This window comes from Nocardia transvalensis NBRC 15921, assembly GCF_000308875.1.
In the GTDB taxonomy this organism is placed as follows: Bacteria; Actinomycetota; Actinomycetes; order Mycobacteriales; family Mycobacteriaceae; genus Nocardia; species Nocardia transvalensis.
The window spans coordinates 125,755-151,233 of sequence record NZ_BAGL01000013.1 but is presented as its reverse complement, the minus strand read 5'-3'; the positions used below and the strand labels follow the sequence as shown (position 1 = coordinate 151,233).

Below are 25,479 nucleotides of genomic sequence, written 5' to 3'. Positions count from 1 at the left end.
AGACACTTCCGCAGCTCGGCTATCACTGCGGAAGGCTGCTCGGCAAACCTCGGGCGCGCGGTGGGTCACGCGTCCGGATCGCGCACGGCGACAAACACTTTCTGGTCGAGTACCGCCAGCGGATGCCCGGCCTCGGGTCGCACGGGCAGGGGCGTGAGGCCCGCTTCCGTGAGCTGATCCAGCCATTCGCGTTCGGTCAGGAAGATGCGATCCGTTCCCGCCCGCACATCGGTCTCCCCCGCGCGCGCCTGATCCGCGCGCGGCGACATCAGGAAATGCACGGAGGTCAGCATCAGGCAGTGCGCCCGGCAGAACTCGAGGAAGACGAGCGCGCCGCCGGGTTCCAACAGGTCGCGCAGTTCGCGCAGGGTCCGCCCGATGTGCTGCGCGTTGTGCAGCACATTCGACGCGAGCACGATGTCGCAGCGGGGCTGCTTCGGCAGATCCGCGTTCATATCCACGATGCCGAATCGCATTCCCGGTACGCCGGTGAAGCGCTTGCGGGCCGCGTTGAGGAAGAATGTGGACAGGTCGGTGAAGTGGTAATCGACCGACTCCCCGGCCATTCCGGCCACGATTTCGCTGGTCAATCCGCCTACACCCGCGCCGAGTTCGAGGATCCGGGTGGTCGGCCGTTCGGTGCGTAGCCGTGCGGCGATCTCCGCGACCGCCTCCCGCGCGGCGATATTCAGGTACCGGCTGCCCAGGTTGTCCCGGTAGAACGTATCGGCCGTATCCATATCGCCGTTCGGGAACAACAGTTCCTGTACCCGCAGCCGATCCTGCGCCAGCTCAAGCAGGCGGTCGGCGGAACCGGCCAGGAAGGTGGCGAATTCGCTCGCGTACCCGAGATCCGCGCACACCTCGGACAGATCGGTCCGCGACGGTTCCGGCACCGCACGGACATACCGGTGCCCGCGCCCCGAATCACCCTCCAGACACCCGTTCTCCGTCAACGCCAGCAGCCACTGCCGCAACAGCCACCGATGCCGAGGCGCGAATTCCAATGCGTCCGCGACCTCTTCGTCCCGTCGAAACTCCCGCTCATCCAGCACCGGCCGCAAAACCCGCAACATGGCCCGCAACCCGAAGAGATCCAAATCCCCCCGGGCAGAACGGATCTTGTCGGCCTGCACGCCGGTCATGTCGGCCTGCCCACTCGATTCCCCGGCATGCTTTTGGCCGGGGCCCCCTGCCGCCCCGACAGCCGAGCTACCACCGACCATGCGGACGACGTCATCCAGTGAAGCACCCCCGATGAGGTCGGCTACCGGCACCTCGCGACGGAATTCCTCGTCGATCCGCCTGCGCAACTCCAGGGCCTGGAGGGAGTCCAATCCGACTGCCACCAGAGGACGCGCGGTATCGATGGTCCCCAGGTCGTCCGCGCCGATGACCTCGGCCAGCAGTTGGAGCAGGCGCTGGGGAGCGTCCGCGGCGGGAGCCACCGTGTTCACCACGGGCTCGGGCACAACGGCCTCGGGAGTCTCCAGCTGCGAGAGCACCGGCCCGTAGCCGTACTGTCCCAGCACGGAACGCCCACGGTCCCAATCGAACGCGGTGACCAGCGAGTTCTGGGCGAGCCCGCTCAGGCCCAGGGCGATGGCGTCCTCGGACCGCATCGGCAGATATCCCACGCTCGCCAGCACATCGCCCGCCGAGGTACCCGCACCCCGGTGGACCGCCCACTGCCCCCACTGCACCGAGACGACGTTCCGGCCCTCGGCGCGCAGCCGGTGGGCCAGCGCGTCGAGCATGCGGTTGGCCGCGGCGTAGACGCTCATCCCACGCCCGCCCAGCGTTGCCGCCAGCGAGGAGCACAGCAGCAAGCGGCAATCATCGGTCGTCGCAAGCGAATCCAGCACATTCGCGATGCCGACGACCTTGCCGCGCACGGCCTCGTCGGCCTGTTCCGGAGTGACATTCGCGAGTTCGATATTCGTCAGCCCCGCGATATCGGCGGCCGCGTGGACGACCAGACCCGCGGGCATATCGCGCAGCTCGTCGGCCATCCGCCGGACGGCGCCCGCATCACCGACATCGCAGGAGATCACGCGGATCTCGGCCCCGAGCGCACGGATCCCCCGCAGGCGCTCGGCGATCTCCGCGGTCTCCCCCGACCGGCTCACCAGCGCGACCCGCCGCGCACCGTGCCGCGCGACGTGCTCGCAGAACTCGAGCCCGACCGCGCCGGTGCCGCCCAGAATGACGACATCCTCCGGGACGGCCACGGGGTCGATGCCGTCGAGATCCGCCTCGACCAGCCGCTTCGCGTACAGCGACCCGCCGCGCAGCGCCAGCTCCGGCTCGTCGGCGGTATGCAGCGCGGTGACGATCGAGGCCGCGCCGTCCGCGCCGGCGCCGTCCGCCGCCAGATCCAGATGGCGGAACGTGATGCCGGGATATTCGGTTCCCGCGCAACGGAATCCCGCCGCGGCGGCCGCGTGCACCGAATGCGGCAGCGCGTCACCGCGCACCGCGACCTCACCGGCGACCGTCACCAGCCACCAGTCACGCACGGCCGCACCGGGTTTGGCCCACCAGCCCCGGGTCCCGAAGAACTCCGCGATCTCGGCGACGGCCGCGGCGGCGGACGGCTCGGGCCGCGCCGGCAACAGGACCACGAGGGTGTCGGCATCACCGGTATCGCCGCCGGGCGCGTCGACCAGCCGCGCGGTCGCCCCCTGTTCCGCGGCCCGCGCGCACAGCGCCGCAGCGAGATCCGCGCACCGGCCGGTGTGATCGATGACCCCGATCGAGCGCGGCGGCGTCAGCGACCGGTACGCCAGTCGGTTCCAGGTCTCGATCAACTGCTGCGGAGGCGCGGTCCGCACCGTGGCGGCGACGGGCGGCGGCGCGACAGGGAGCGGCGCGACCCGTTCCACGGGCGCAGCACGTTCCGTGACGGAGTTGTACGGCAGCCACAGCTGCGACTCGTTCATCTCGGTATTCGGGAAATCGTCCAGCGGCAACCGGACGACCTCCTCGGATTCCACACGCAACCGCTCCCACGAGTAGTCCAGATCGTGCACGGCCAGGGCCGCGAGATTGCGTGTGAACTCCGCCAGATCGGCGGCGGCCCGGTTCGAGGTGCCGGTCACCGTGGTCCGGCGGCCGGACGTGGCGACGTTCTCCTGGATGGACAGCGCCAGCGTCGGATGTTCGGACAGTTCGACGAAGGTGTCGACCTCCCGCTCGACGGCCGCCTCGATGGCCTTGTCGAAGCGGACGGTGTTGCGCAGATTCCAGAACCAGTACTCGTCCACCGGCAGGTCCGCGGTTACCGCCTCGCCGAGAGTGGCTCCGAGGCAATCGATCTCGGTGTCGAGGAAGTGCCGGTGTTCCAGCCGCCCGTCCACCGCCTCCTGCACCTGCTGGCGGACCTCGGTGACCCGGTCGGTGTGCGCGGGATACTCCACGCGGATCAGGCGAGCGAATCTGTCCCGGGCCGTGAGGGTTTCCACGACGTCCTCGACCGTGCCGCGCTCGCCCGAGATGCCCACCATGCGTGGTGAATTGATGACCGAGACCTGCGCCCAGCCGGAGCGCCGAGCCAGCAGTTCCTCGCATTCCTCGCGGTCGGCGGCGACGACGGCCATCGCGTACCGGTCCGAGGCGATGGTGTCGACCGCCCGCGCGCGGGCGCCCACCACCAGTACCGCGTCGGCCAGCGTCATCGTGCCGGATACGTACGCCGCGGCCAGTTCGCCCTGGCTGTGGCCGACGACCACATCGGGACCGATGCCGACGGACCGCCACATGGCGGCCAGCCCCACCATCTGGGTGAACAGCGCGGGCTGCACCACGGTCGCGCTGTCGCCGGCCGCGAGGTCCTCGTCCAGCAGGTATGCCTTCGGCGAGACGCCGAACAGCTCCTCGAAGAGGGCGGCGCAGCGATCGACCTCGGCCCGGAAGGCGGGCATGTGCTCGTAGAACAGCCTGCCCATCCCCGGGCGCTGCCCGCCCTGTCCCGGAAAGACATAGGCCGACCGGCGCGTTCCGGCGGGCTCCGCCGAGCGGACCACCGCCGGGTGCGCCCGCTCGTCCGCGATCGCCCGCAGCGCCGCGATCAGCTCGTCCCGGGAGCCGACCATGGCCAGCGCCCGGTGCCGCCGGGCGGCCCGCGTCCGGAACAGCATGTCGGCGATGCGATCGGGCGAAATCCCCGGCCGCGCTTCGGCATACGACAGCACGGCCGCGGCCTCGCCGGGCAGCAGTCCGAGATTGTCCGCCGACAGCAGGATCGGCACCGAACCGTCGGGAAGCCGGTAGCTAGACATACTCGGCCTCCTCCGCGACGGGCATCGCGACGATCGCGTGCGCGTTGGCGCCGCCCGCGCCGAACGCGGAGACCGCGCCGCAGCGGACGCCGTCGCGCGGTTCCCACGGTTGCAGCGTCGTGGCCAGCCGCAGGCTGGCCCGGTCCCAGTCGACCCTGGTCGTCGGATTGTCCGAGAACAGGCTCGGCGGGATGCTGCCGTACCGGCCGGCCAGTAGCAGTTTGATCAGGCCCATGACGCCCGCGGCCGCCTGAGTGTGACCGATATTCGATTTCACCGAGCCGAGCAGAGTGTCGGAATCCGTTGCGCCGTAGGTGTTCTGCAAAGCCGTGAGTTCCACCGGATCACCGGCCCGGGTGGCGGTGCCGTGGCCCTCGACCATGCCCACGTCGGCCGGGTCGATGCCCGCCAGATCGAGGGTCTTGCGAATCACCCTCTCCTGCGCGTCGATTCGGGGCGTGAGGATCGGTTTGCCCTTCCCGTTGTGATTGTGCGCGGAGGCCAGCAGCCGGCCGTAGACGCGGTGGCCCAGCCGCCGCGCGCGCGACTCCTTCTCCAAGAGAACGAATCCCGCGCCCTCGCCCCACAGCGTGCCGCTGGCGTCGTCGGCGTAGGACCGGCAGTGCCCGTCCGCCGAGAGCGCGTTGTGCTTGGAGAATTCGTAGAACAGGATCGGCGATCCCATCACGCAGACGCCCCCGGCGAGGGCCCAGTCGCATTCCCCGCCGCGCACCGCGGCCGCGGCCAGGTGCAGCGCGGTCAGCGACGAGGTGCAGGCGGTATCGACGGTCACCGACGGCCCGATCAGTCCGAGGCAGTGCGACACTCGCCCGGCCACGCTCATCGTCACCTGGCTGACCACCCGGTGCCCGCTGTACTCGTTGACCTCGGCGCCGCGCGGGCCGTATTCCATCGGCAGGACGCCGACGAAGCAGCCGGCGTCCTCTCCGTCGAGCGCGGCCGGATTGATGCCGGAGTTCTCGAGCGCCTTCCACGCCACCCGCAGCGCCACCCGCTGCTGCGGGTCGGTCGCGAGCGCCTCGCGCTGACTGATGCCGAAGAAGGCCGGATCGAACGAGGCGGCCCGGTCCAGGAAGCCCCCGGCGTCGCGGACCGTGCCCCAGCCGTCCAGCCGGGCCAGCGACAGCATGTCCTCGATCGGCCACCCGCGATCGCGCGGGAACGGCCCGATCAACTCCTTCGCATCGGCGAGCGCCGACCAGTACGAGCCCGGTCCCTCGATGCCGCCGGGCGCCTCGACGGCCATCCCGGCGATGACGACGTGATCGACGTCGTCCTTGGTAGACAAAGTCATAAGAGTCCTCCCCGTCAGGCCGCCGGCCCGACGGTCGCGCGCCGCGCCGTGACGGCCGCGATCGTGTCGACATGGTCGTTCAGGAAGAAGTGCCCGCCTTCGAACACCGTGACCTCGACGTCGTCGCTGTGGCGACGCCAGCCGTGCAGGTCCGCGATGGAGACGATGGGGTCGTGTTCACCGCCGAGCGCGTGGATCCGCGCGGACAGTTCCACCTCCGGAGACGGCGAATACGCGTCGGAGGCACGGTGATCGGCCTGGAGGACCGGCAGCGCCATGCGCATGATCTCCCGGCTGTCGAGCACATCGGAGCCCATGCCCTCGAGCATGGTCAGGTGGTCCAGTAGTTCCTCGTCGCCGGTGGGTGTCGGCGGCCGGAACTCCGCGCGGGCGGGCGGGACCGCCGCCGAGACCGTCAACTGCCGCACGGAGATACCCGCGGCCTCGGCGAGCCGGACGAATTCGAACGAGACGAGCGCCCCCATGCTGTGGCCGAACGCGTAGATCCCGGTGCCGCGGTCGAACGCGGAGTTCCGGAATTCGGCGAGCGCGCCGGCGGCGAGTTCGGGCAGCGAGGTCGGCAGCGGCTCGTGCGCGCGGTCCTGCCGGCCCGGATATTGAAAGACGATGACGTCGAAGTCTCTGCTGAACGCCTTGGAGAACGCGCGATAGGTCGACGCGCCGGCACCGGCGTGGGGGAAGATCAATAACGGCGGCCCGCCGGCCGCACGCGATTTATGGAACTTCCGGATCCAGCCCGGTCTGTGCATATCATCCATCCCCTTCGTTGCGGATCGAATCGGCATGCGACGCAATCCGTGTGCGAGCGATCACCGCACGGCGTCACCCGGTCCCTGTGCGTTCGCGATCGCGGCGATGCCGCGATTCCACAGCTCACCCAGCCGGTCTGCCTCGGCCTCGGTGAACAGTGCCGCGCTCCACCGCCACTGCGTGGTGAACTGCGGTCCGTCGGGCGTATGTCCCACGGCCGCTACGACATCCAGGGCGTAGCGCAGCGGCAGGTCGGGTTCGGGGGCGATCGGCATGGCGTCGGCGAAGGCCGCGTCGGTGCTGATCGACCAGGCGGGCCGATCCTGCTCGATGAGATCGGAGCGGCCCAGGTAGTTGAATTCGACCTGAGGCTCCGGCGCGCCGGCCAGTTCGGGCACGCGCGCCACGTCTTGGAGTAATCCGAAATCGACGCCGTGGCGAGGCACCTCGCAGACGTGCGATGCCACCGCACGCAGGAGTTTCCCGGCCGCGGCCGGGTCCGCCGCCGCGGTGTCGACGTCGATCGCGAGCGCACCGTCGCCCAGCCGCACCGGGAATACGCTGGTGAACCAGCCCACGGTGCCCGAGCTGTCGGCGCCGGCGGCCTCGTCGGCCCGGCCGTGGCTCTCCAGGGCGATCAGCGCCCCGGTCGTCCGGTCCTCCCCTCGTTCGCGACGCCACGAGTTCAGCGTCATCGTCAGGGCGGTCAGGAGCATCTCCCGGACGCCCTCGCTTCTGGTCGTCGCGCCCAGGACACGGGCGGTCGTCGGGACGGGCGTGCGGACCATGGTCGCGCGCAACGAATCCCACGTATCTCTCGCCGGATCCGGCTTACGGCTGCCGAGGGCGGGGTCCGGCGCGGCCACCTGCGCCGCCCAATAGTCGCGCTGCTCTTGGACTTCGGGGTCTTCGGCGCGCGCGGACATCAGCTCGGACCACGCGCGGTAGGAGGTGGGTGCGGTCATCACCACCGGCGTGCCGCCGTCGCGCACCCGCTCCCACGCGGCCGCCAGATCGGCGGTGAGGATGTGCCAGGACACCACGTCCACGGCCAGGTGATGGATGGCGAGGAACAGGATGTCGCCGTCGGCCCGGCCACGAAACCATGCCGCGCGCACCATATTTCCGGCGTCCGGGTCGATCTCGTCGATCGCGGCGTAGGTGGCGGAGCGCAGGTGGGCGCCGGTCGCGTCCGCGGGGACGTCCTCGATCCGGGTGAGCACCTCCTTCGCGGCCACCGCACCCGGCTCTCGGGTCACCAGACGCGGGCCTCTCGCGGAGTGCGTCAGCGTCGACCGCAGCACGTCGTGCCCGTCCAGCACCGCCTGCAACACCGTCTCCAGTTGCTCGCGCGAGATGCCCTCGGGCATGGTGAGCAGCATGTTCTGGGTGAACCGGCGATAGTTGCCGTGCTTGTACATCCACGACACGATCGGCAGCGGGGTGACCTCGCCGTAGCCGTCGGCCTCGGTCGCGAGCGCGCCTGTCTCGCCGCGATCGATCGCCGCGGCCAGGTCACGGATCGTGGGATTGGTGAGGACCATCTTCGCGGTCACCGAGATCCCTTGCCTGCGTGCGGCGTTCACCAGCGCGATCGCGACGATGCTGTCCATGCCGAGTTCGAAGAAGTCCGCGTCGACACCGGGTGCCCGGCCGTCGAACACCTCGGCGATCGTGGCGCTCAGCGCCTTCTCGGTAGCGGTCTCGGGCGCGGCCGAACCCGTGGATTCGCTTGCCGTGAGCGACTGTTCGGCGAGACGCTCCAATTCGCGGGCGTCGAGTTTGCCGTTCACCGTGACCGGAAGCCGCGGCAGGGCGACGATGCGCGCGGGAATCATGTAGGCGGGCAGGCGCTGCGCGAGCGCCGCGCGCATATCGACCGGGTCCGCGACGCCACCCGGCTCGCACACCACGAAGCCGATCAGGCTCGCGCCGTCGCCGCGCCGCGCCACCGTCGCCGCCGCGGCGGTTATGCCGGGCAGCTCCCGCAAAGCCGTATCCACCTCGCCGATCTCGATGCGGTATCCGCGGACCTTCACCTGATCGTCTGCGCGTCCCAGGTACCCGAGCAGGCCGTCCGCCCGGCGGCGCACCAGGTCACCGGTCCGGTACATGCGGCGGCCCGCGCCGAACGGGTCGGCGACGAAATGATCGGCGGTCGCGCCCGGCCGTCCGGCGTATCCGCGGGCCAGCTGCGGCCCGGCCAGATACAGCTCGCCGGTGACGCCGACCGGGACCGGCCGCAGCCGCGAATCCAGTACGTACGCCGACATTCCGGCGGTGGCCCGGCCGATGGTCGGCGAATTCGCTTGCACACCACCGAAATCGGGAGCGGTGACATCGGCGACGACGGCCTCGACCGTGGACTCGGTCGGGCCGTAGCAGTTGTGCACCGCGACACCCGGCAGCGCGCGCAGGCGCGTCCACAGCTGGGTGTCGATGGCCTCACCGCCCAGTGCGAGCACAGCGAGCCGGTGGTCGAGCAGTCCGGCCGCGGTCAGCTGCCGGAACAGCGAGGGCGTCGTATCGATCATGTCGACGTCGTGCCGGACCATCCCGTCGACCAGGCGCTGCGCGTCGCGCATCGCCGCGTCGTCGAACAGGTGCAGACCGTGCCCGTCGAGCAGCCCGATCAGCGGCTGCCAGGAGGCGTCGAAGCTCAGCGACCAGGCGTGCGCGATCCGCAGCGGGCGGCCGAGCCGCCGGGTGGCGGGCCGGTAAACGCGGGCGCGGTGATCGGTGAAATAGCTGATCAGCGCCTCGTGCGTGCCGACGACACCCTTGGGCTCGCCGGTGGAACCGGAGGTGAAGATGAGGTAGGCGCGGCGCGCGGGATGATGCCGCGCGCTGTCCGGAACCTCGGGTGCGCGGGCCGCGATCCGGCCGGCCACATCGGGGTCGTCCATCCGCAGCGCCGGGATCGCGCCCAGCACCTCGGCATGGTCCCCGGCGGCCAGCGCCAGATCCGGTTCGGCCTGCCGCAGGATCGAGCCGATCCGGGCCGCGGGGAGCGAGATATCCACGGGCACATAGGCCGCCCCGGCGGCGAGGGTGGCCAGGATGGCGACGATCGCTTCCGGTCCGCGCGGCAGGAATAGCGCCACCACGCCCTCGGCGCCCACGCCGTGCGCGGCCAGTTCGGCGGCCAGCCGGGCGGATCGGTCGCGTAGCTCCCGGTAGGTCAGCCGCTCGGTATCCGTGGTCAGCGCGATCGCGTCCGGCGTGATCTCCGCCTGGCGCTCGAACAGCGCGAAAACTGATGTCTCCGAATCCCGTTCGAGGACCGGAGTGGTGGCCGTGCGGAGGAGATCGGCGCGCGCCGCTTCCGGCAGCACGTCCAGTTCCGCGACGGGTGTCTCGGTGCAGTCCGGTAGCCGGCTCAGCAGGGCCAGCATGCTCGCGGCGATATCGGCCGGGACATAGGGCAGCGACTCGGCGACGGCCTCCACCACGACCAGCAGCTCGTCGCCCAGCAGATGCGACACCACCGTGAGCGGGTAGTGCGTCAGGTTCTCGGTCATGACCGGGCGGAAGGTCACGCCGCCGGTGAGGGTCGTCTCCTGGAACGCGTGCTCCATCGGCGCGTTCTGGAAGACGAACATGGTGTCGAACAGCGCACTGTGCCCGGCCGACCGCTGCACCGACGACAAGCTCAGGAAGCCGGACTCGCGCATAGTCGCCGATTCCCGTTGCAGCCGAGCGCATTCGGCCACCACCGACGCCGTCGGATCCATCCGGAACGCCACCGCGACCGTATTCAGGAACAGCCCGATCATGCGGTCCACGCCGGAGATCTGGTCCGGGCGGCCGGTCACGACGGTGCCGTAGGCGACGTCGTCGCGATCGGTGAGCCGGGCCAGGACGACGGTCCAGGCGAACTGCACCACGGTGTTCAGCGTGAGGCCCTGTACTCGGGCCCACGCGCGAAGTCGGGCGGTGTCCTCGGCGGGGAGGGCATAGCGGGTGATTCCGGCCAAAAGCGTGCCGGAAGAAGCGGCCACGTCGGCGACCATCACCGGGCCGTCGAGTACACCCAGGTAGTCGGACCACTTGTCCAGGGCCGCAGTCATATCCTGCGTCGCGAGCCAGCCGATGTAGTCGCGGTACGGCCGCACGGGAGGGAGTGCGTCGGCCGCTCCCCCGGCCTCGTACAGGGCACGCAGCTCGGTGAACAGGAGCCCGAGCGACCAGCCGTCCATCAGGATGTGGTGGATGGTGACGACCATGCGGCGGCGCGGGTTCCCGTCGGCGGCCGGGGGCAGCGACACCAGCAGCACCCGCAGCGCGGGGCCGCGGGCGAGGTCGAACGGCCGCCGGATCTCCGCGGCTGTGACCGCGTCCAATTCCTCTGGGAGCGAAGCACATTCGGCCCACGGCAGCTCGACCCGGGCGGGCACGATCTGCACCGGACGCGGCACGTCCTGATCCCAGAACACCGCGCGCAGATTCGCGTGCCGCCGCAGCAGCGCCTCGAAACTCGCGCGCAGCGCCGCGGTGTCCAGCGGGCCGTCGATGTCCACGACGAACGGGATCGTGTAGACGTCGTGATCGGCGCCGGACAGGTGCGACAGCGAGAACAGCCCTTCCTGCAACGGCGCGAGCGCCAGTACGTCCTCGATCTCCGGAGCTTCCTCGGTCATACCCCTCACCTCCGATTCGCTACGTCAGCGCGTCATTGCCACATGCGCCGCATCACCAGCAGGCCCTGGTCCTCGTCGCCGAGCACGGGCACGGCGTCGACGGGACGGTCGGGCCCGTCGGCGATGGCCCGCAGGGTGTTGTAGAAGGCGGCCTCGATGATCCGGGCATCGTCCGGTTCGAAGGCGTCCTCGGCGTAGAAGATCGCCGCCTGCACGGAATCGCTGGGCAGCAGCGAATTCGCGGGGAAGATCATCAGCAGCAGCGCGTTGTCCGTCGCCCCGGCGCCCTCGAAAGACGCCAGCTCCAGCCCCGCCGTGCCGAGCAGCCGCTCGAGTTCCTTGCGCCCGGGCGGATAGGACTCGAACACGAACATGGTGTCGAACAGCTTGCGGGCCCCGGCCGCGCGCAGTGCCGAGGTGAGCGGATAGCTGTGGTACTCCATGAGATCCACGCGCCGGGACTGGATGTCGGCCAGATGCTGGCGCCAGGTCCGGCCGCCGTCGAATCCGATGACGGCGGGGATGATGTTGGCGAAACAGCCGATGGCGTTGTCGACGTCGTCGAGATCGGCCGGCCGTCCAGACACCGCCTCGCCGAAGACGACATCCTCGCCGCCCGCCACGTAGCGCAGCGCGTTCGCCCACGCCAGCTGGCAGGCCACGCTGAAGGTGGTGCCGAGTTCGGAGGCCAGCGCGGTCACCCGCTCCACCAGGTCGTCGTCGATCGCGAAGGACCGCTCGACCGGGATGCCGTCGCTGCCCAGGCCGCGGCCCGGGGCGACGATGCACGGCTGCACACCGTCGAGTACCGGCCGCCACGCCCGTTCCACGGCGTCCTGCTCGTCGTGCACCATCGCCAGGAATTTCCCGAAGGTCTCCGGCGTGCCGATCGGCTCCGCACCGGCGACGGCGTACTCCGCGAACACCTCTCGCGACACCAGCTGCCCGGACCAGCCGTCGAGCAGCAGGTGGTGCATCGTCAGCACCACCATGTGCGTCCCGTCGGGCAGGTGCGCCACGGCGACCCGGGTGAGCGGCCCGTGGGTCAGGTCGAACTGCTCGGCCTGATCGGACCGGTAGAACTCGTGCAGCCGCTCGGTCGCGTCCGCCTGTGCCGAGAGGTCGATCTCCCGGACCGGCACCGCGGCGTGCCCGGCCACGATCGCGTACGGCTGACCGGCGTGCGAGACCGACAGTGTCACACGCAGGTTCGGGTAGCGGTTCAGCACGGTGTCGAACGCCCGGCCCAGCCGCGGCACGTCCAGCTCGCCACGCACGCCGATCAGCGTCTGCACGTTGTAGACGTCGCGGGCGCCCGCGCTGAGCGCGGTCAGATAGAGCCCGGCCTGCATGGGCGCCAGCGGGTACACGTCCTCGTACTCGCCGTACATGTCCTGCCAGCGGTCGAGATCGAGCTGCGTCACGTCGGCCGCGAGCACATCGCTCGGGGTCAGCCGTCGAATCTGATTGTCGCGCACCGCCTTCGCCAGCTCGCCCAGACCGGATTCCCACAGTTCGGCGAGTTCGCGCGCGTCCTCCTCGGACAGCGCGTCGCCCGGGAAGCGGAAGGAGGCGTGCAGGGTCACGCGGTCGTCGCCGGTCAGCGCCACCGTGTTGATGTCGAGCAGGGCGGGCGCGGGCATGCCGGGATTGGCGTGGCCGCCCAGGTAGCCGAATTCCGGTGCGGCCGACCAGTCCTCGGCCGGGCCCTCGGAGCCACCGTCGGCGAACCGGCCCATGTAGTTGAAGCTGATCTGCGGCGAGCGGTGCCGTTCGAGCCCCGGCCGGGTCTCCGGGTTGAGCAGGCGCAGCAGCCCCCAGCCGATTCCGGAATCCGGGACGGCGAGCAACTGCTCCTTGACGGCCTTGACCGCGGACTCGACCTCGGATCCGCCGGAGACGTCCAGAGTCACCGGGTAGGCGGTGGTGAACCAGCCGACGGTATTCGCGAGATCCACTCCTCTGAACAGTGTTTCGACGCGGCCGTGCCGTTCCATGGTGAGCGATACCGTGCGGGCGTCGCTGTCACGCCGACGCCGGAACCGGTGCACCGCCACCGCGAGCGACGCCACTTGGATGTCGAGGAAGTCGCAGCCGAACGCCGCGGTGGCCGTGGTCATCAGGAATGCGGTGTCGTCGGAGTCGAGCGTCGCCGTGATCTCGCGGACGGTCGCGACGGTGTCCACGGCGGGGTCGAGTTCGCGGTTGCCGAGCACCGGATCGACCCCCTCCGCGGCGGCCGTCCAGTACGGCAGGGTGCCGACCACGCTGTCCGCGGTCGCCAGCCCGACCAGGCTGGTATTCCACGTCTTCACCGACGTCCCGGATTCCGCGGGCGCGTCGGGGTGTTGCCAGAGCTGGCGCAGGTCGTCGTGCAGGATGCGCCAGGACACGCCGTCGACCGCGAGGTGGTGGATCACCAGCAACAGGCGGCCCTGCGCGCCGTCGGCGGACCGCAGCCACACGGCCGCGACCATGCGCCCGGCCCCCGGGTCCAGCAGCTCGCTGACCTGCCGTAACTGCTCGCGGAGCGCCGAACCGGCGGTGCGATCCCATGTTCCGGGATCCAGCACCACCTCGGTCAGCGTGGGCTCGGCCGTGGTCTCGTCCGAGCCCGGGACGTGGAAGGCGGTCTGCCCGTCCGGTCCCTCGGCCACCCGTGCGCGCAGCATCGGATGCCGGTCCACCAGCGCCGCCACCACCGCGGCGACCTGTTCGAGGGTGCTGTGCGCGGGCGTCACCACCGCGGTGGCCTGGCTGTAGGCGCTGTAGTCGGCGGCCTGCTCGGTGAGCACGGTCGCGATCGGATTGAGCGGAATCCAGCCCGTCTCCTCGCCGACCTCGGCCAGCGCCGGCGCGCCGCCCGCCACGATCGGTTCCGCCGCCGCGGCGATCCGGGCGATCGTGCGCGCCTCGAACAGCGCGCTGGTCGTGATGAGCAGGCCGCGTTTCTTCAGCGCGGACGCCATCCGGATGGCGGTGATGGAATCGCCGCCCAGGGCCAGGAAGTCGTCGTCGGCCGCGAGATCGGTGCCGTCGGCGATGCCGAGTACCTGGCGCACGGCCTCGGCGACGGCGTATTCGGCGTCGTCGGCCAGCGCGCGGCCACGGCCGGTGCTGCCGCCGAGATCCGGTGCGGGCAGGGCATTGCGGTCCAGTTTGCCGTTCGCGGTGAGCGGCAACGCGGCCAACCGCACCAGCGCGGCGGGAATCATGTAGTCGGGCAGCCGCTCCGCCAGCTCCGCCTTGATGCGGTCGGCGGGATCGGCGAGGGTGGCGAACTCCGAATCCGGTTCCGGCACATAGTAAGCCACCAGCGCCGCACTGTGTCCATGGCGGTCCTCCCCGGGCCCTACGTGGTTACGCAAGCTGCCGCCTCCGGGCCCGTCGCTCGCACCGCTGCCCTGCGAGACGGTGACGGCCGCGGCGGACGCGATACCGGGCAAGCGGCGCAGGACGGTGCCGATCTCGCCGAGTTCGATGCGGTGGCCGCGGATCTTCACCTGATCGTCGACGCGGCCCAGATACTCCATGCGCCCACGGGAGTTCCAGCGCACGATGTCGCCGGTGCGGTACATGCGCGCGCCCGGCGTCGCGTCGAACGGGCAGGCCACGAAGGCCGCGCCGGTCAGGTCGGGCCGCCGGTGATAGCCCTGCGCCAGTTGCGCGCCACCGAGATACAGCTCGCCGACGACGCCGGGCGGCACCTGCCGCAGCCGTTCGTCCAGGACGTATACCGACGAATTCCATTCCGGCCGCCCGATCAGCGCGGATTCGATCGAATCACGCTCTGTATCAGGATCGCTCCGCAAGCTCCGCTCCGAGGTTCCGGCGAAGTCCTCGTGCATGAGGTCCATCGAGCCCTCGGTCGGCCCGTACAGGCCCAGGACCGTCCCGCCGAAGAACCGGCTCGACTCCTCCACCAGGGCCGGCGGCACCGATTCGCCGCCGAGGTAGACATAGCGCATCGACTGCAAGCGCGACGGATCCGGCCCGGCGTCGATAAAGGCCCGAACGACGCTGGGCACCAACGAGATCTGCGTGATTCGGTGGCGGTGGATGATCCCCGCCAGCGCCTCGACATCGGCCTGCCACCAGTCCGGCGGCGGCAGCACCGTCGCCGACCCCGTGCACAGCGCGTTGACCAGTTCGAACACCGAGACGTCGAAGCCGATGGGCGCCTTCTGCAGAATGCGCTCCGCGCCGAATTCGAGGTAGTCGCGCATCCACTGCACGTGGTTGGCGACGCCCCGGTGATGCACCACGACACCCTTGGGACGCCCGGTGGTTCCGGAGGTGTACAGCAGGTACGCGCCGTCGAACGGATGGATGGGCCGGGTCAGCTCGCTCTCCGCGACGGCCGAATCATCCAGTGCCGCAAGCTCTCGCGCGATCTCCTCCGCGGCCAGATCCACCACCGGGATGTCGAGGTCGACCTCGGGCGGGCGCGGCGCGGTGCGGATCAGCACGGTGGGCCGGGCATCGCCGAGCATGTACTCGACGCGATCGGACGGGTAGGCGGGATCGATCGGGAAGTACACCGCGCCCGCCCGCAGCACGGCGGCGAACGCGAGGGGCAGCCGTTCGCTGCGCTCGGCGTAGACGGCGACCCGGTCCCCGGCACGCACGCCACGGGCGAGCAGCAGGCGCGCGAGCCGGTTGACGCGCGCGTCGAAGTCGGCGTAGGTCAGCTCCGTCTCGCCGAATACGACCGCGACCCGCTCGGGATACCGGGCGGCCGAATGCCGGATCATGGCATCGACGGTCTCCCGCTCGACCTCCACCACGCCGCCGTGCGACCACTCCGCCAGATGCGCCCGGTCGGTCTCCGACAGGGTCAGCAGATCGTCCACCCGGCGGTCGCCGGCGGCCTCGGCCAGGACCTGGTCGATGTACTCGTGCAGCCGGTCGATCGTCGCGGCGTCGAAAACGTCGGTGCGGTAGGTGATCTGGACGTCGGTGCGGTCGTCGTGCATGAAGGTCTCGACGACCAGCGGCAGCAGGGCCCCGCCGTTGTCGATGAGTTCCCAGCTGGTGGTGACGCCCGGCAGCTGCGGGCCGTCGATCTTCTGGTGCAGGAACAGCACCATGGTGTCGAACAGTGTGGAGCCGACGTTCCCGGTCGTCCGGTTCACCGCCCGGACGATGCCCTCCTGCGGGAAGTGCTTGTGCCGGAACGCCTCCGTGGTCACCGACCGCACCTGCTCCACCAGTTCGGCGAACGTGCCCGCGCCGCCGGTGAGGTGCAGCGGCAGCATATTGCTGAGGTTGCCGATGAGCAGTTCCATCCCGGCTTCCTCACGGTTGGCGACCGTGGTGCCGATGACCATGTCGTCCTGGCCGGTCATCTGCCGCAGCGCCAGGTGATAGGCGGCGAGGAAGACCGAGAAGGGCGTGGTGCGCAGGTCGGCGGTGAGCCGGCGCAGATTGGCGTCGGCCCGCGCGCTCAGCGGCTTGTCGGCGCGCTCGCCGCGCTCGGACACCGCGACCGGGCGGCGATCGAAGGGCAGCTGGAGTTCGGGGACCTCGCCGTCGAACCGGCTCTCCCAGAACCGGATGTCCTCGGTCTGCTCCTCGGCGTGGAAGCGGTCCTGCTCCCATTCGGCGAAATCGGCCACCTGCAACGCCAGCGGCTCGACCTCGACCGGACCGGTCAGGGCCTGGCGATAGAAGTTCTCCACATCCCGCGACAGCGCGGGCAGCGTCATCCCGTCCCAGGCGATGTGCTGGATCGAGACCACCGCGACCAGCCGCGTGGGCCGCACCCGCGCGAAGACGACGCGCAGCGACGATTCCGCCGTGAGGTCGTAGGTCTCGCGGGCCGCCGCGGCGACCAGGTCGGCCAGCCGCGCGTCGGCGTCTGCCTCGCCGGTGAGGTCCACGTCGGTGAGCCGCGGCGGGAGGTCCTGATGGATCCGCTGGTAGGGCTCGCCGTTCTCGTCCGTGTGGTAGGTCGTGCGCAGGACCTCGTGCCGCCGGACCAGCGCGGTGAACGCCGCCCGCAGCGCGGCCGCGTCGATGTCACCGTCGAAAGTCAGTGCCAGGCACAGGTTGTAGGCCGCGCTGTCGGGGGCGATCTGCTGATGCGCCCAGACGTACCGCTGCCCGAACGACAGCGGGGCCCGCTGCGGATCTCGGCGCACCGGCACGGCGGCGGTCGTGGCCAGCCCCTCCTGGGCGAGCCGAGCCGCCATCGCTACCTGCAGGTCTTCCAGCGAACGCATCTATCGAACCAATCTGTGTACTACGAAATCCGGCCGCTCCGCGGTCAGCGGGAGGGCACGGGTTCGGGCAGGCTCACCTCGGCGAGTTCGAGCAGGATCCGCGACACCTGCGCCAGCCGGCCCGGCGTGGTCTCGGACGCCATCAGTCCGGACGCGATCCGGCGCACCGTGCGTCCCTCGAAAACCTCGGTGACACCGAACTTCTCGACCGACAGCAGCCCGCGCACCTTCGCGGTGAGGGTGGTGGCCAGGATCGAGTTGCCGCCGATCTCGAAGAAGTCGGTCTCGACGCCCACCTGGTCGACGCCGAGGATCTGGCCCGCGATGTAGGCGATCGCCGCCTCGACCTCGTCGGCGGGCGCCACGTAGGCGTCCGCCGAGCCCGGGGCGTCGGCGTCGATCGCGCGGCGGACGGCCGCGCGGTCCAGTTTTCCGTTGGCGGTCAACGGGATCGCGTCGAACACCTCGACGGCCTCGGGAATCATGTGGGCGGGCAGCGAGTCCCGCAGCGCGGCGGCGAAATCCACGGCGGCGTCGGCGGTCACGGCCGCGACCAACCGGCCGCCGTCGGTCACCAACGCCACGGCCTCGCGGACCTGCGGCAGCGCCGTCAGCGCCGACTCCACCTCGCCGAGTTCCACGCGGTAGCCGCGGATCTTCACCTGATGGTCGGCGCGGCCCAGGAAGTCCACCGTGCCGTCGGGCAGGTATCGGGCGAGATCGCCGGTGCGATACCAGCGCACGCCGTCGATCTCGACGAAGCGCTCCGCGGTCCGCTCGGGATCGCCGCGGTAGCCGTCGGCGACACTCGTTCCGCCGATCCACAATTCGCCGACCACCCAGTCCGGGCAATCCTCGCCGCGCTCGTTGACCACCCGCATCCGGACGTTCGCCAGTGGGGTGCCGTAGGGCACCGTGGCCCAGGCGGCCGGGAAGTCGGCGGTCACCTCGCACACGGTGGAGTGGATCGCGGTTTCGGTGGTGCCGCCCAGCCCGGCGAAGCGCACGCCGGGGACGACGGCCCGGAAGCGCTGTCCCAGTTCGGTATTCACGCGGTCGCCGCCGGTGATCACCACGCGCATCGAGCGCAGCTGTTCGGGAGACGCGGTGTCGAGCAGCATGCCGATCAGGCCGGGTGCGCAGTTCAGCACGCTCACACCGGTTTCGGCGATGAGCCGCGCCCACGCCTCGGCGTCGCGCTCGGTGTCGGCGTCCACGCAGGCCAGCGCGCCGCCGAGCGACAACGCGCCGAAGATGTCGAACACCGACAGGTCGAATTCCAGCGAGGACAGGCCGATCAACCGGTCGTCCTTACCGAGCCCGAAGTGCGCGGCGAGCGCGTCGATGGTGTTGGCGGCGGCCCGGTGGCTGACCTCGACGCCCTTGGGCTCGCCGGTGGAACCGGAGGTGAACAGGACGTATGCGGTCTCGCGGGGCGCGCAGCTGTGGGCGCGCTCCAGTCGCGGTCCGGCGACCGCCACGTCCAGCGCGACCGCGGTGACGCCGTCGGGCAGCTCCGCGCCGTCCTCGACGAGGGCCACCTTCGCCCCCGCCCGCGCGAGAATCCGGTCCCGCCGCGCCCGCGGCTGCCCGATGCCGATCGGAACGTAGGTCGCGCCGGCGGCCAGCACGCCCAGCACTGCGGGAATTTGCCTGTGCCCCTTGCCGATCACGACCGCGACGGTGTCCCCGGGCCGCACTCCGGCATCGGCCAGCGCCCGGCCGACCGCCAGGGCCCGGCCCGCGAGATCGCCGTAGCTGCTGGATCCGCCGTCCCGCCAGCGCAGCGCGATACGGTTCGGATCCTGTTCGGCCCGTGCGAAGAACGCGTCGTGCAGCGTGCGAGCGCCAAGGTCCCGGCCCGTGGCGTTGACCGAGTCGCGCACCGCCCGCTGGGCGTCCGGCAGCGGGATCGACAGCGGCGCCTGCCAATCGGCGCCCGGCTCGACCAGCGCCAGCAGCAACCGGCGGAATTCGCCGAACATCGCGTCGACCACACCGGCGGGCATGGCGTCGCGGCGCACGTCCCAGTTGACCAGCAGCCCGCCGGACAGCTCGACCACCTGGGCGTCCAGGTCCACCTGCGGGCCCTGCGAGAGGATCCACACCGGCTCGCCGAAGGTCTTCGTCACCTCGTCGGAGAACAGCTCGCCCAGGTCGAGCCCGGAGGTGAACACCACGGACGGGGTGACCGGGGCGCCGCGCAGCCGGCCGAGGTCGCGCAGGACGTCCAGGCCCTCGTAGGTGGAATGCGCCGCGCAGGTGTGCAATTCGCGCTGCAATCGCTTCGCGCGCGTCACCATCGATTCCGTTTCGCGGGCGTCGACATCCACCAGTACGGAGTTGGTGAAGTCGCCGACCACGCGGTCGATGTCGTCGTGCAGCGGCTCCCGGTCGAACAGCGGGACATTCAGCAGGAAGCGCTGGTGCGCCGACCAGCGGGCGATCGCCTCGGAGAAGACGGTGGCCAGGGCCACGGCCGGGGTCACGCCGTGGCTGTGCGCGACCTTGTTGAGCTGCGCCTTCGCCTCCGGCGGGAACCAGTGGTGCAGCCGGACGCTGCGCGCCGGGTCGGGGCGGTCGTTCTCCGCGAGCACCGGCAGCGACGGGATATCGGGGAGGCCCTGGATCCGGTTCTCCCACCACGTCTTCGCGGCCGAGTTGTCGGGTGCGGTGCGCTCTCGATCGGCCAGGTAGCGGCGGTAGGTGTAGCCGAGGGAATCGGCGGCGTCGGCGTCGGCGGCGTAGAGGGTCGCGAGATCGTCGAGAATCCTGCGGTAGCTCAGGGCGTCACCGGCCAGCATGTCGACATCGACGTGCACTCGGTGCTTTCCGCCGGGCAGCAGCGTGAGGGTGATGTCGACGACCTGACCGGCCGCGACGTCCATCCGCTGGTGACTCTTCTCCTGGCGGACGCGTTCGAGTTCCATTCGCCCGCCGTCGAATGCAGTGTCCACGGCGCCGTCCGCGGGTCCCTCCGTGGTTACGCAGGCTGCCGCCTCCGGTCCCGTCGCTCCCGCCGACGTGAGGTCGATGAGATGGAAGACCGGACGCAACGGCTCCGGCAGCACCTTTTGCGTACCGGCGTCGGTGAACTGCACGCGCAGTTGCTCGTGGCGGCGGACCAGGCGTCCCACCGCGCGCCGCATGCGGTCCGCCTGTACGCCCTCGCCGTCGAATTCGACGTACAGATGCGCCGCGACACCGCCCAGCCGCTGATCCTGCCGCCGCCCGACCCAGTACGCGTGTTGCATTGTGGCGAGGGCGAATTCGTCGCTCTCGGCGGTCTCGGCCGGGGCGGGTTCCGGTGCGGGCGCGGGCGGTTCGGCATGCCCCCCGGACAGCAGTTCCGCCCACGCGGCGAGCGTCGGTTGCAGGGCCAGTTCCGAGCTGCGCACCTCGTGACCCTGCTTGCGCCAGCGCGCGGCCAGCTGCATCAGCATCATCGAGTGCATGCCCAGGCTGACCAGATCGTCGTCGTCGCCGATCGATTCGGACGGCACCCCGAGCTCCGCCGCCACGATGTCGCGAACGTCAGCCTTGCCGAGCATCAGACTCCTCACCGGCCGAGAAAACAGCCTTCATCAAGCACGCAAAGGCTAGGCTTGCCTAACCTTCAGGCATAGTAACCCACGGAGTTGGCCGAGCGTCAGGGATGTGGTTTGGCTAACCTAACCATATGGGCAAAGGCATCAACGGGCTCGTCCTCAAAGCGCTGCGGGCCGACGACTACCGGCTGACCGTGACCTCCGCGGACCGTGTCAGCGACAGCTACCTGCGGTTGGGCTTCACCGGGGGCGGCCTGCTGACCGACCATCCCGTGCACCCCACGCAGTGGATTCGCCTGTGGTTCCCGGACGACGGCGGCACGCTGCTGCAGCGCGGTTACACGCTGGTCGATCCCGATCCGGAGAAGGATTCGTTCGATATCGAATTCGCCCTGCACGGCGGTCCCGCGTCGCGCTGGGCCGAGCGGGCGTCGGCCGGCGACGTCATCGACGCGACCGTGATGGGCTCGAAATTCGCCGTCCCCGATCCCACGCCCTCGGAATTCGTCGTCTTCGGTGACACCGCCTCGCTCCCCGCGATCAACTCCCTGCTCGACGCCATCGGCGACACGCCCGCCCGGGTCTGGCTGGAATGGCAGTACGACTCCGACCGCACCCTCCCCGTCCGCTCGGGCCCGAAGACCGAGGTCACCTGGGTCCAGCGCGTCAATTACGGCCAACTCCTGCGCCAGGCCGCCGAATCCCTCACCTGCGCCGAGAACGCCTTCGCCTGGGCAGCCTGCGACGCCGCGACAACCCGAGCCATCGTGAAATCCCTCCGAACCACACTCCCGAAGCAGAACATCGCCGCCCGCGCCTACTGGAAGTGACGGAACTCCGCCGAGGCCAACCCCCGCGTAGCTACAGTGGTGGCTCGAAGTGTCCGACCACTTGTCGCTGGGGGAACTGTGACAGCCGGAACCATCGCGATACGCCTCGACCAGCAGAACGACGACGAACTGCGTGCGTTGGCCAGATGGTTGCAGGACGACGAAGAATTACAGGGACGAGTGCGGTTGCGGGAGGAGCCCATTCGCGAGGGCCAGATGGGCGGCGTTCTGGATTCCGTCGTCGTCGTGCTCGGCAGCGGGACCGCCGCGGCCGCGACGACCTCGCTGTTCGACTGGCTGTCCCGCAAGCGCGAGGCCACCAAGATCACGCTGACCGTGCGTAAGCCCGGCGGCCCGGAGATCGAACTCGCCTGCGGATCCACCACCGCCGCGCGCGAAATCCTCGGCGCGGTCGACGAATTCCTCGACGAGGAGTGAGGTGACCGCGGCCGCCGACCGGTCCCCGTCGCGCGCCCTGCTCATCGGCACCAGCCGATACCGGAACCGGGCGCTCCCGGACCTGCCCGTAATCCACAACAACCTCCTCGACCTGCGCCTGCTGCTGACCGATGCCGATATCGGCATCTTCGGAGAATCGCGGTGCGAGGTGGTCCACAACCCGGCCACCCAGTCCGCCTTGATGGCCCCGCTACGCGCCGCCGCCGACGAGGCCCTGGATGTCCTCCTCGTCTATTACGCGGGCCACGGTCTGCGGCATGCGACGCGGGATCGCCTGTACCTCGCGGTCGGCGACACCGATCCGGAGGGATTGCCCGAGAGTGCCGTCGCCTTCGAGGATGTCGCGGAGGTCCTGCGCGGGAGCAGTGCGAAAACCAAAGTGCTGATTCTCGATTGCTGCTATTCCGGCCTGGCGATCGGTACCGCGATGTCGACGGTGATCCCGGCGCACGATATCGAGATCAGCGGCACCACGACGCTCACATCGACTGCGGCGAACAAGATCTCGCATGCGCGGCCCGGGCGGGTGCATACCGAATTCACGGGTGTCCTGCTCGAGGTGCTGCGAGACGGGCACCCCACGCCGGGCACGCCGCTCACGGTGCAGGCGCTCTACGGGGCGTTGCGGGCCGAGATGTCCCGGCGAAAGCTGCCCAAGCCCAAGATGGCGACCACGGACACCAGCGGCGAACTCACCCTCCGCCGAGAGCCTGGAGAGGGAGTCACCGTCGCGCTGCCGCAGCGGCCCGCCGAAAGGCGGTTGCGGAAACGACTGTCGGTGATCGGCGCTGTCGTATCGGGTGTGGTCGTTCTCGCCGCGGCTGGAATTCTCCTGCTGATACCGGACAAGGGGGCCGGCTCGGCGGGGAACTGCGTGTGGGCGGTACAGGCCGGGTTTACGGAGGTGGTAGGCCGCACGGAACCGTCGTTCGACGCTGCCGAAACCTTCCACATTCGAAAGCCCGCAGAGCAAGAACAAACATTCGCGGGTGCCTGTGAATCCGTCAAAGGCGAGCGTGGAGACGATACGTGCGGCCTCAGTCCGCGCGAATACCGAGACGATTGGGTGGCTGTTCACGACTCCCACAAGGGCTGGGTATTCGAACAGTGCCTCGTGCCGCGCGGCCCGGCATAGCAGTGGTGACGTTCCGCCGGACCGCCTAACGATTCACCAAATCACTTACATAGATATCGAATTGGGACGACACGGAGCCCGGGGTGTCCTGGCGGCCGATCAGGTGCCAGCCGCCGAGTGCCTTGTAGAAGGCGTGTGAGTCCACGGCGTCCGGTTGGACGGCGAGGGTCGCCCGCTCCTCGGGGCGGGCGGCCAGCAGCGTGCCGAGCAGTCGCCGGCCGACTCCGCGCCCTCGCCGATCCCGGTGCACGGCAAGGTCGATGACGGCGAATGTCCTGCCCGGCCACTCCGCGAGGAACTGCTCGCCCACGGGTTCCTGAAATCCCTCCCACCAGCGGGTGAGCGGTGTCAGGGCGACGCCGTAGACGAATCCGACCAGATCGCCGCGCGCCCGGGCCAGCGCGGCGCCGAATGTCGGATCATCCACAATCCTCCCCATCATCTGCCGGTGCCGTGCCGACTCCCCGTCCGGCCAGACGAAGGGCGCCACCGAGAACACCTCGTCGTAGAGATGGCATATCGCGCCGATCTCCGGTGCGGCATCGCCGCCCGAGACCGCCGTGACCGTTACCGCCGAATCCCCGCTCATCATGTCCCGGCCTCCCGCGGACGTCCCTGACGACACAGTGAGTGCGCGGTTCCAGACTAGCCCTCCGATTCGCCTTCGCACACCGCGTTGTGGTCGAGAAAGCTTCGGCCACAGTCGATCACGGTGTAGCGAGCCGATCCAGGACGGCCGTCCCGCGCGCGTCGAGGCGGACCGTGCCCGCGGCGATGTTCTCGTCGAGGTGCCGGGTGCTGGTGGTGCCCGGGATCAACAGGGTGTGGGCGTAGTGGGCCAGGTGCCAGGCGAGGGCGACCTGGGCCGGTGTCGCCTGTAGGTCGGCCGCGATCGACTGGACCTCGGGACGGTCGGTCACCTTCGGCAGACCGGGGAAGGCCGAGCCCAAGGGGAAATACGGGACCCAGGCGATGTCGTGCTCGCGGCATGTGTCGAGCACCGCTTCGGTGCTGCGGTCCACGGGGTTGTGAATGTTCTGTACGCAGGCGATTCCGGCGGGGACGGCACGGCGCAGGTGCTCCGCGGAGACATTGCTGAGCCCGATCGCGCCGATCTTGCCCGCGTCCCGCAGGGCCAGGAGTTCGGTGAGCTGGCTGTCGAGATCGACGAGTTGGTCACCCTCGGCGATGATGCCCGGCGGGCCGTCCAGGCGACGCAGGTTGACCACGAGGAGTCGATCGATGCCCAGGGTCGTGAGGTTCTCCTCCACCTGCGCGCGCAGTTGCTCGGGACGTTGCGCGGCGATGAGAGCGCCGTCCGCGGCGTTCGTCGCGCCGATCTTGCTGACGATCACCAGATCGTCCGGAAACGGTTGTAGCGCAGCGCGAATCAGCTCGTTGCAGGCGCCGCTGCCATAGAACTGCGCGGTATCGATGTGGTTGATGCCGCGGCCGGTGGCATAGCGCAGCAAGGCGATCGCCACATCGCGGTCGACGGCCGGATCACCGGGCCGGTGCGCCACCAACTGCATCGCGCCGTAGCCGATCCGGGCGACCGGGCGACCGGCCAGGTCCGCCGTTCCGCCGGGCCGCTCGACGGCGGTCTCGCTGGTTCCCATATGCGTTGTCCTCTCTCGGGTGGCATAGTCGACAACGAATGCGGAGGAACCTCCGCTTAACCGACGATAGCAGAAACGGAGGAACCTCCGCTTGGTGCGAGAACGGGCGGATGCCCAGCGCAACCGGGAACGGCTGGTCGCGACGGCCCGGCGCATGCTGGCCGACGACGGCGGCAAGGTGCCCCTCGAATCGATCGCGCGGGAGGCGGGCGTGGGCATCGGCACGCTGTATCGCCACTTCCCGACCCGGGACGCCCTGGTCGAGGCGGTGTATCGCGCGGAGCTGAGTGCAGTGTGCGCGAGCGCGGCCGACCTGCTCACGGACCTGCCCGCGCGTGAGGCCCTGCGGGCGTGGATGGACCGGTTCGCCGACTACGTGGCGGCCAAACGCGAGATCGCGGACGCGCTGCGCGCGGTGATCGCCTCGGGAGCGATCACCTCCGCACAGGCCCGCTCCGACCTGTCGAGCGCGGTCGGGACGCTACTCGAGGCCGGTATCGCCGACGGCACCCTCCGCGACGACGTCCGCGCCGAAGACATCGTCGTCAGCCTGCTGGGCATCGGCCTCGCCAGCGGCGCGCCCGACGAACGAGAGCAGGCGGGGCGGATAATGGACTTGCTCATGGACGGGCTGACAGCCAGGCCGACGTGACCACCC

The 25,479-nt window shown here is 70.0% G+C and carries 12 protein-coding genes; 4 read left to right on the top strand and 8 right to left on the bottom strand.

Going from position 1 to position 25,479, the window contains the following annotated elements:
• Positions 1–65 precede the first annotated feature (65 nt).
• Genes nbtC through ON41_RS05650 form a run of 6 tightly spaced genes read right to left on the bottom strand, consistent with a single transcriptional unit; the run spans position 66 to position 20,781 of the window.
• On the bottom strand, positions 66–4,217 hold the full coding sequence (gene nbtC / locus ON41_RS05675; protein WP_444543673.1) for a nocobactin polyketide synthase NbtC: 4,152 nt from the start codon (positions 4,215–4,217) through the stop codon (positions 66–68).
• Between the two features lie 55 nt (positions 4,218–4,272).
• A complete protein-coding gene (locus ON41_RS05670; protein WP_040745707.1) occupies positions 4,273–5,595 on the bottom strand; it encodes a beta-ketoacyl [acyl carrier protein] synthase domain-containing protein in 1,323 nt (440 codons plus the stop codon).
• A 14-nt stretch (positions 5,596–5,609) separates the two neighbouring features.
• Positions 5,610–6,365, bottom strand: coding sequence for a thioesterase II family protein (locus tag ON41_RS05665; RefSeq protein WP_040745838.1), 756 nt, complete (start codon positions 6,363–6,365; stop codon positions 5,610–5,612).
• 60 nt (positions 6,366–6,425) lie between these two features.
• Positions 6,426–11,006 (bottom strand): non-ribosomal peptide synthetase, encoded by a 4,581-nt coding sequence (locus ON41_RS05660; RefSeq protein ID WP_040745706.1) that lies wholly within the window; start codon positions 11,004–11,006, stop codon positions 6,426–6,428.
• 32 nt (positions 11,007–11,038) lie between these two features.
• The gene (locus tag ON41_RS05655) at positions 11,039–17,230 is read right to left on the bottom strand and encodes a non-ribosomal peptide synthetase (RefSeq protein WP_040745704.1); all 6,192 of its coding nucleotides are present in this window, start codon (positions 17,228–17,230) and stop codon (positions 11,039–11,041) included.
• Positions 17,231–17,274: 44 nt separating this feature from the next.
• Positions 17,275–20,781: a non-ribosomal peptide synthetase gene (locus ON41_RS05650; RefSeq protein ID WP_040745702.1), complete on the bottom strand. Its 3,507-nt coding sequence runs from the start codon at positions 20,779–20,781 to the stop codon at positions 17,275–17,277.
• A gap of 128 nt (positions 20,782–20,909) precedes the next feature.
• Between ON41_RS05650 and ON41_RS05645 the strand changes: the two genes are divergently transcribed.
• The 3 genes from ON41_RS05645 (at position 20,910) to ON41_RS38815 (ending at position 23,202) form a co-directional block, all read left to right on the top strand.
• Entirely contained in the window at positions 20,910–21,608 is a 699-nt protein-coding gene (locus tag ON41_RS05645; protein ID WP_040745700.1) for a siderophore-interacting protein, read from the top strand.
• A gap of 78 nt (positions 21,609–21,686) precedes the next feature.
• Positions 21,687–22,046, top strand: a complete 360-nt coding sequence (locus tag ON41_RS05640) for an effector-associated constant component EACC1 (RefSeq protein WP_040745697.1) — start codon at positions 21,687–21,689, stop codon at positions 22,044–22,046.
• A 1-nt stretch (position 22,047) separates the two neighbouring features.
• Positions 22,048–23,202: a caspase family protein gene (locus ON41_RS38815; RefSeq protein WP_051161011.1), complete on the top strand. Its 1,155-nt coding sequence runs from the start codon at positions 22,048–22,050 to the stop codon at positions 23,200–23,202.
• Between the two features lie 25 nt (positions 23,203–23,227).
• Here ON41_RS38815 and ON41_RS05630 read toward each other — a convergent pair whose 3' ends face one another.
• A complete protein-coding gene (locus tag ON41_RS05630; protein ID WP_051161010.1) occupies positions 23,228–23,794 on the bottom strand; it encodes a GNAT family N-acetyltransferase in 567 nt (188 codons plus the stop codon).
• Positions 23,795–23,909: 115 nt separating this feature from the next.
• The gene (locus ON41_RS05625) at positions 23,910–24,821 is read right to left on the bottom strand and encodes an aldo/keto reductase (RefSeq protein ID WP_040745695.1); all 912 of its coding nucleotides are present in this window, start codon (positions 24,819–24,821) and stop codon (positions 23,910–23,912) included.
• Positions 24,822–24,915: 94 nt separating this feature from the next.
• On the opposite strand from ON41_RS05625, the gene ON41_RS05620 reads away from it, so the two are divergent.
• Complete coding sequence (locus tag ON41_RS05620) at positions 24,916–25,473, top strand: TetR/AcrR family transcriptional regulator (protein WP_051161009.1); 558 nt, start codon at positions 24,916–24,918, stop codon at positions 25,471–25,473.
• Positions 25,474–25,479 lie beyond the last annotated feature (6 nt).

Coding starts and splice junctions, on each gene's coding strand:
- ON41_RS05670 (WP_040745707.1), bottom strand. CDS start 5,595: ATGACTTTGTCTACCAAGGACGACGTCGATCACGTCGTCATCGCCGGG.
- ON41_RS05665 (WP_040745838.1), bottom strand. CDS start 6,365: ATGCACAGACCGGGCTGGATCCGGAAGTTCCATAAATCGCGTGCGGCC.
- ON41_RS05660 (WP_040745706.1), bottom strand. CDS start 11,006: ATGACCGAGGAAGCTCCGGAGATCGAGGACGTACTGGCGCTCGCGCCG.
- ON41_RS05655 (WP_040745704.1), bottom strand. CDS start 17,230: ATGCGTTCGCTGGAAGACCTGCAGGTAGCGATGGCGGCTCGGCTCGCC.
- ON41_RS05650 (WP_040745702.1), bottom strand. CDS start 20,781: ATGCTCGGCAAGGCTGACGTTCGCGACATCGTGGCGGCGGAGCTCGGG.
- ON41_RS05645 (WP_040745700.1), top strand. CDS start 20,910: ATGGGCAAAGGCATCAACGGGCTCGTCCTCAAAGCGCTGCGGGCCGAC.
- ON41_RS05630 (WP_051161010.1), bottom strand. CDS start 23,794: ATGATGAGCGGGGATTCGGCGGTAACGGTCACGGCGGTCTCGGGCGGC.
- ON41_RS05625 (WP_040745695.1), bottom strand. CDS start 24,821: ATGGGAACCAGCGAGACCGCCGTCGAGCGGCCCGGCGGAACGGCGGAC.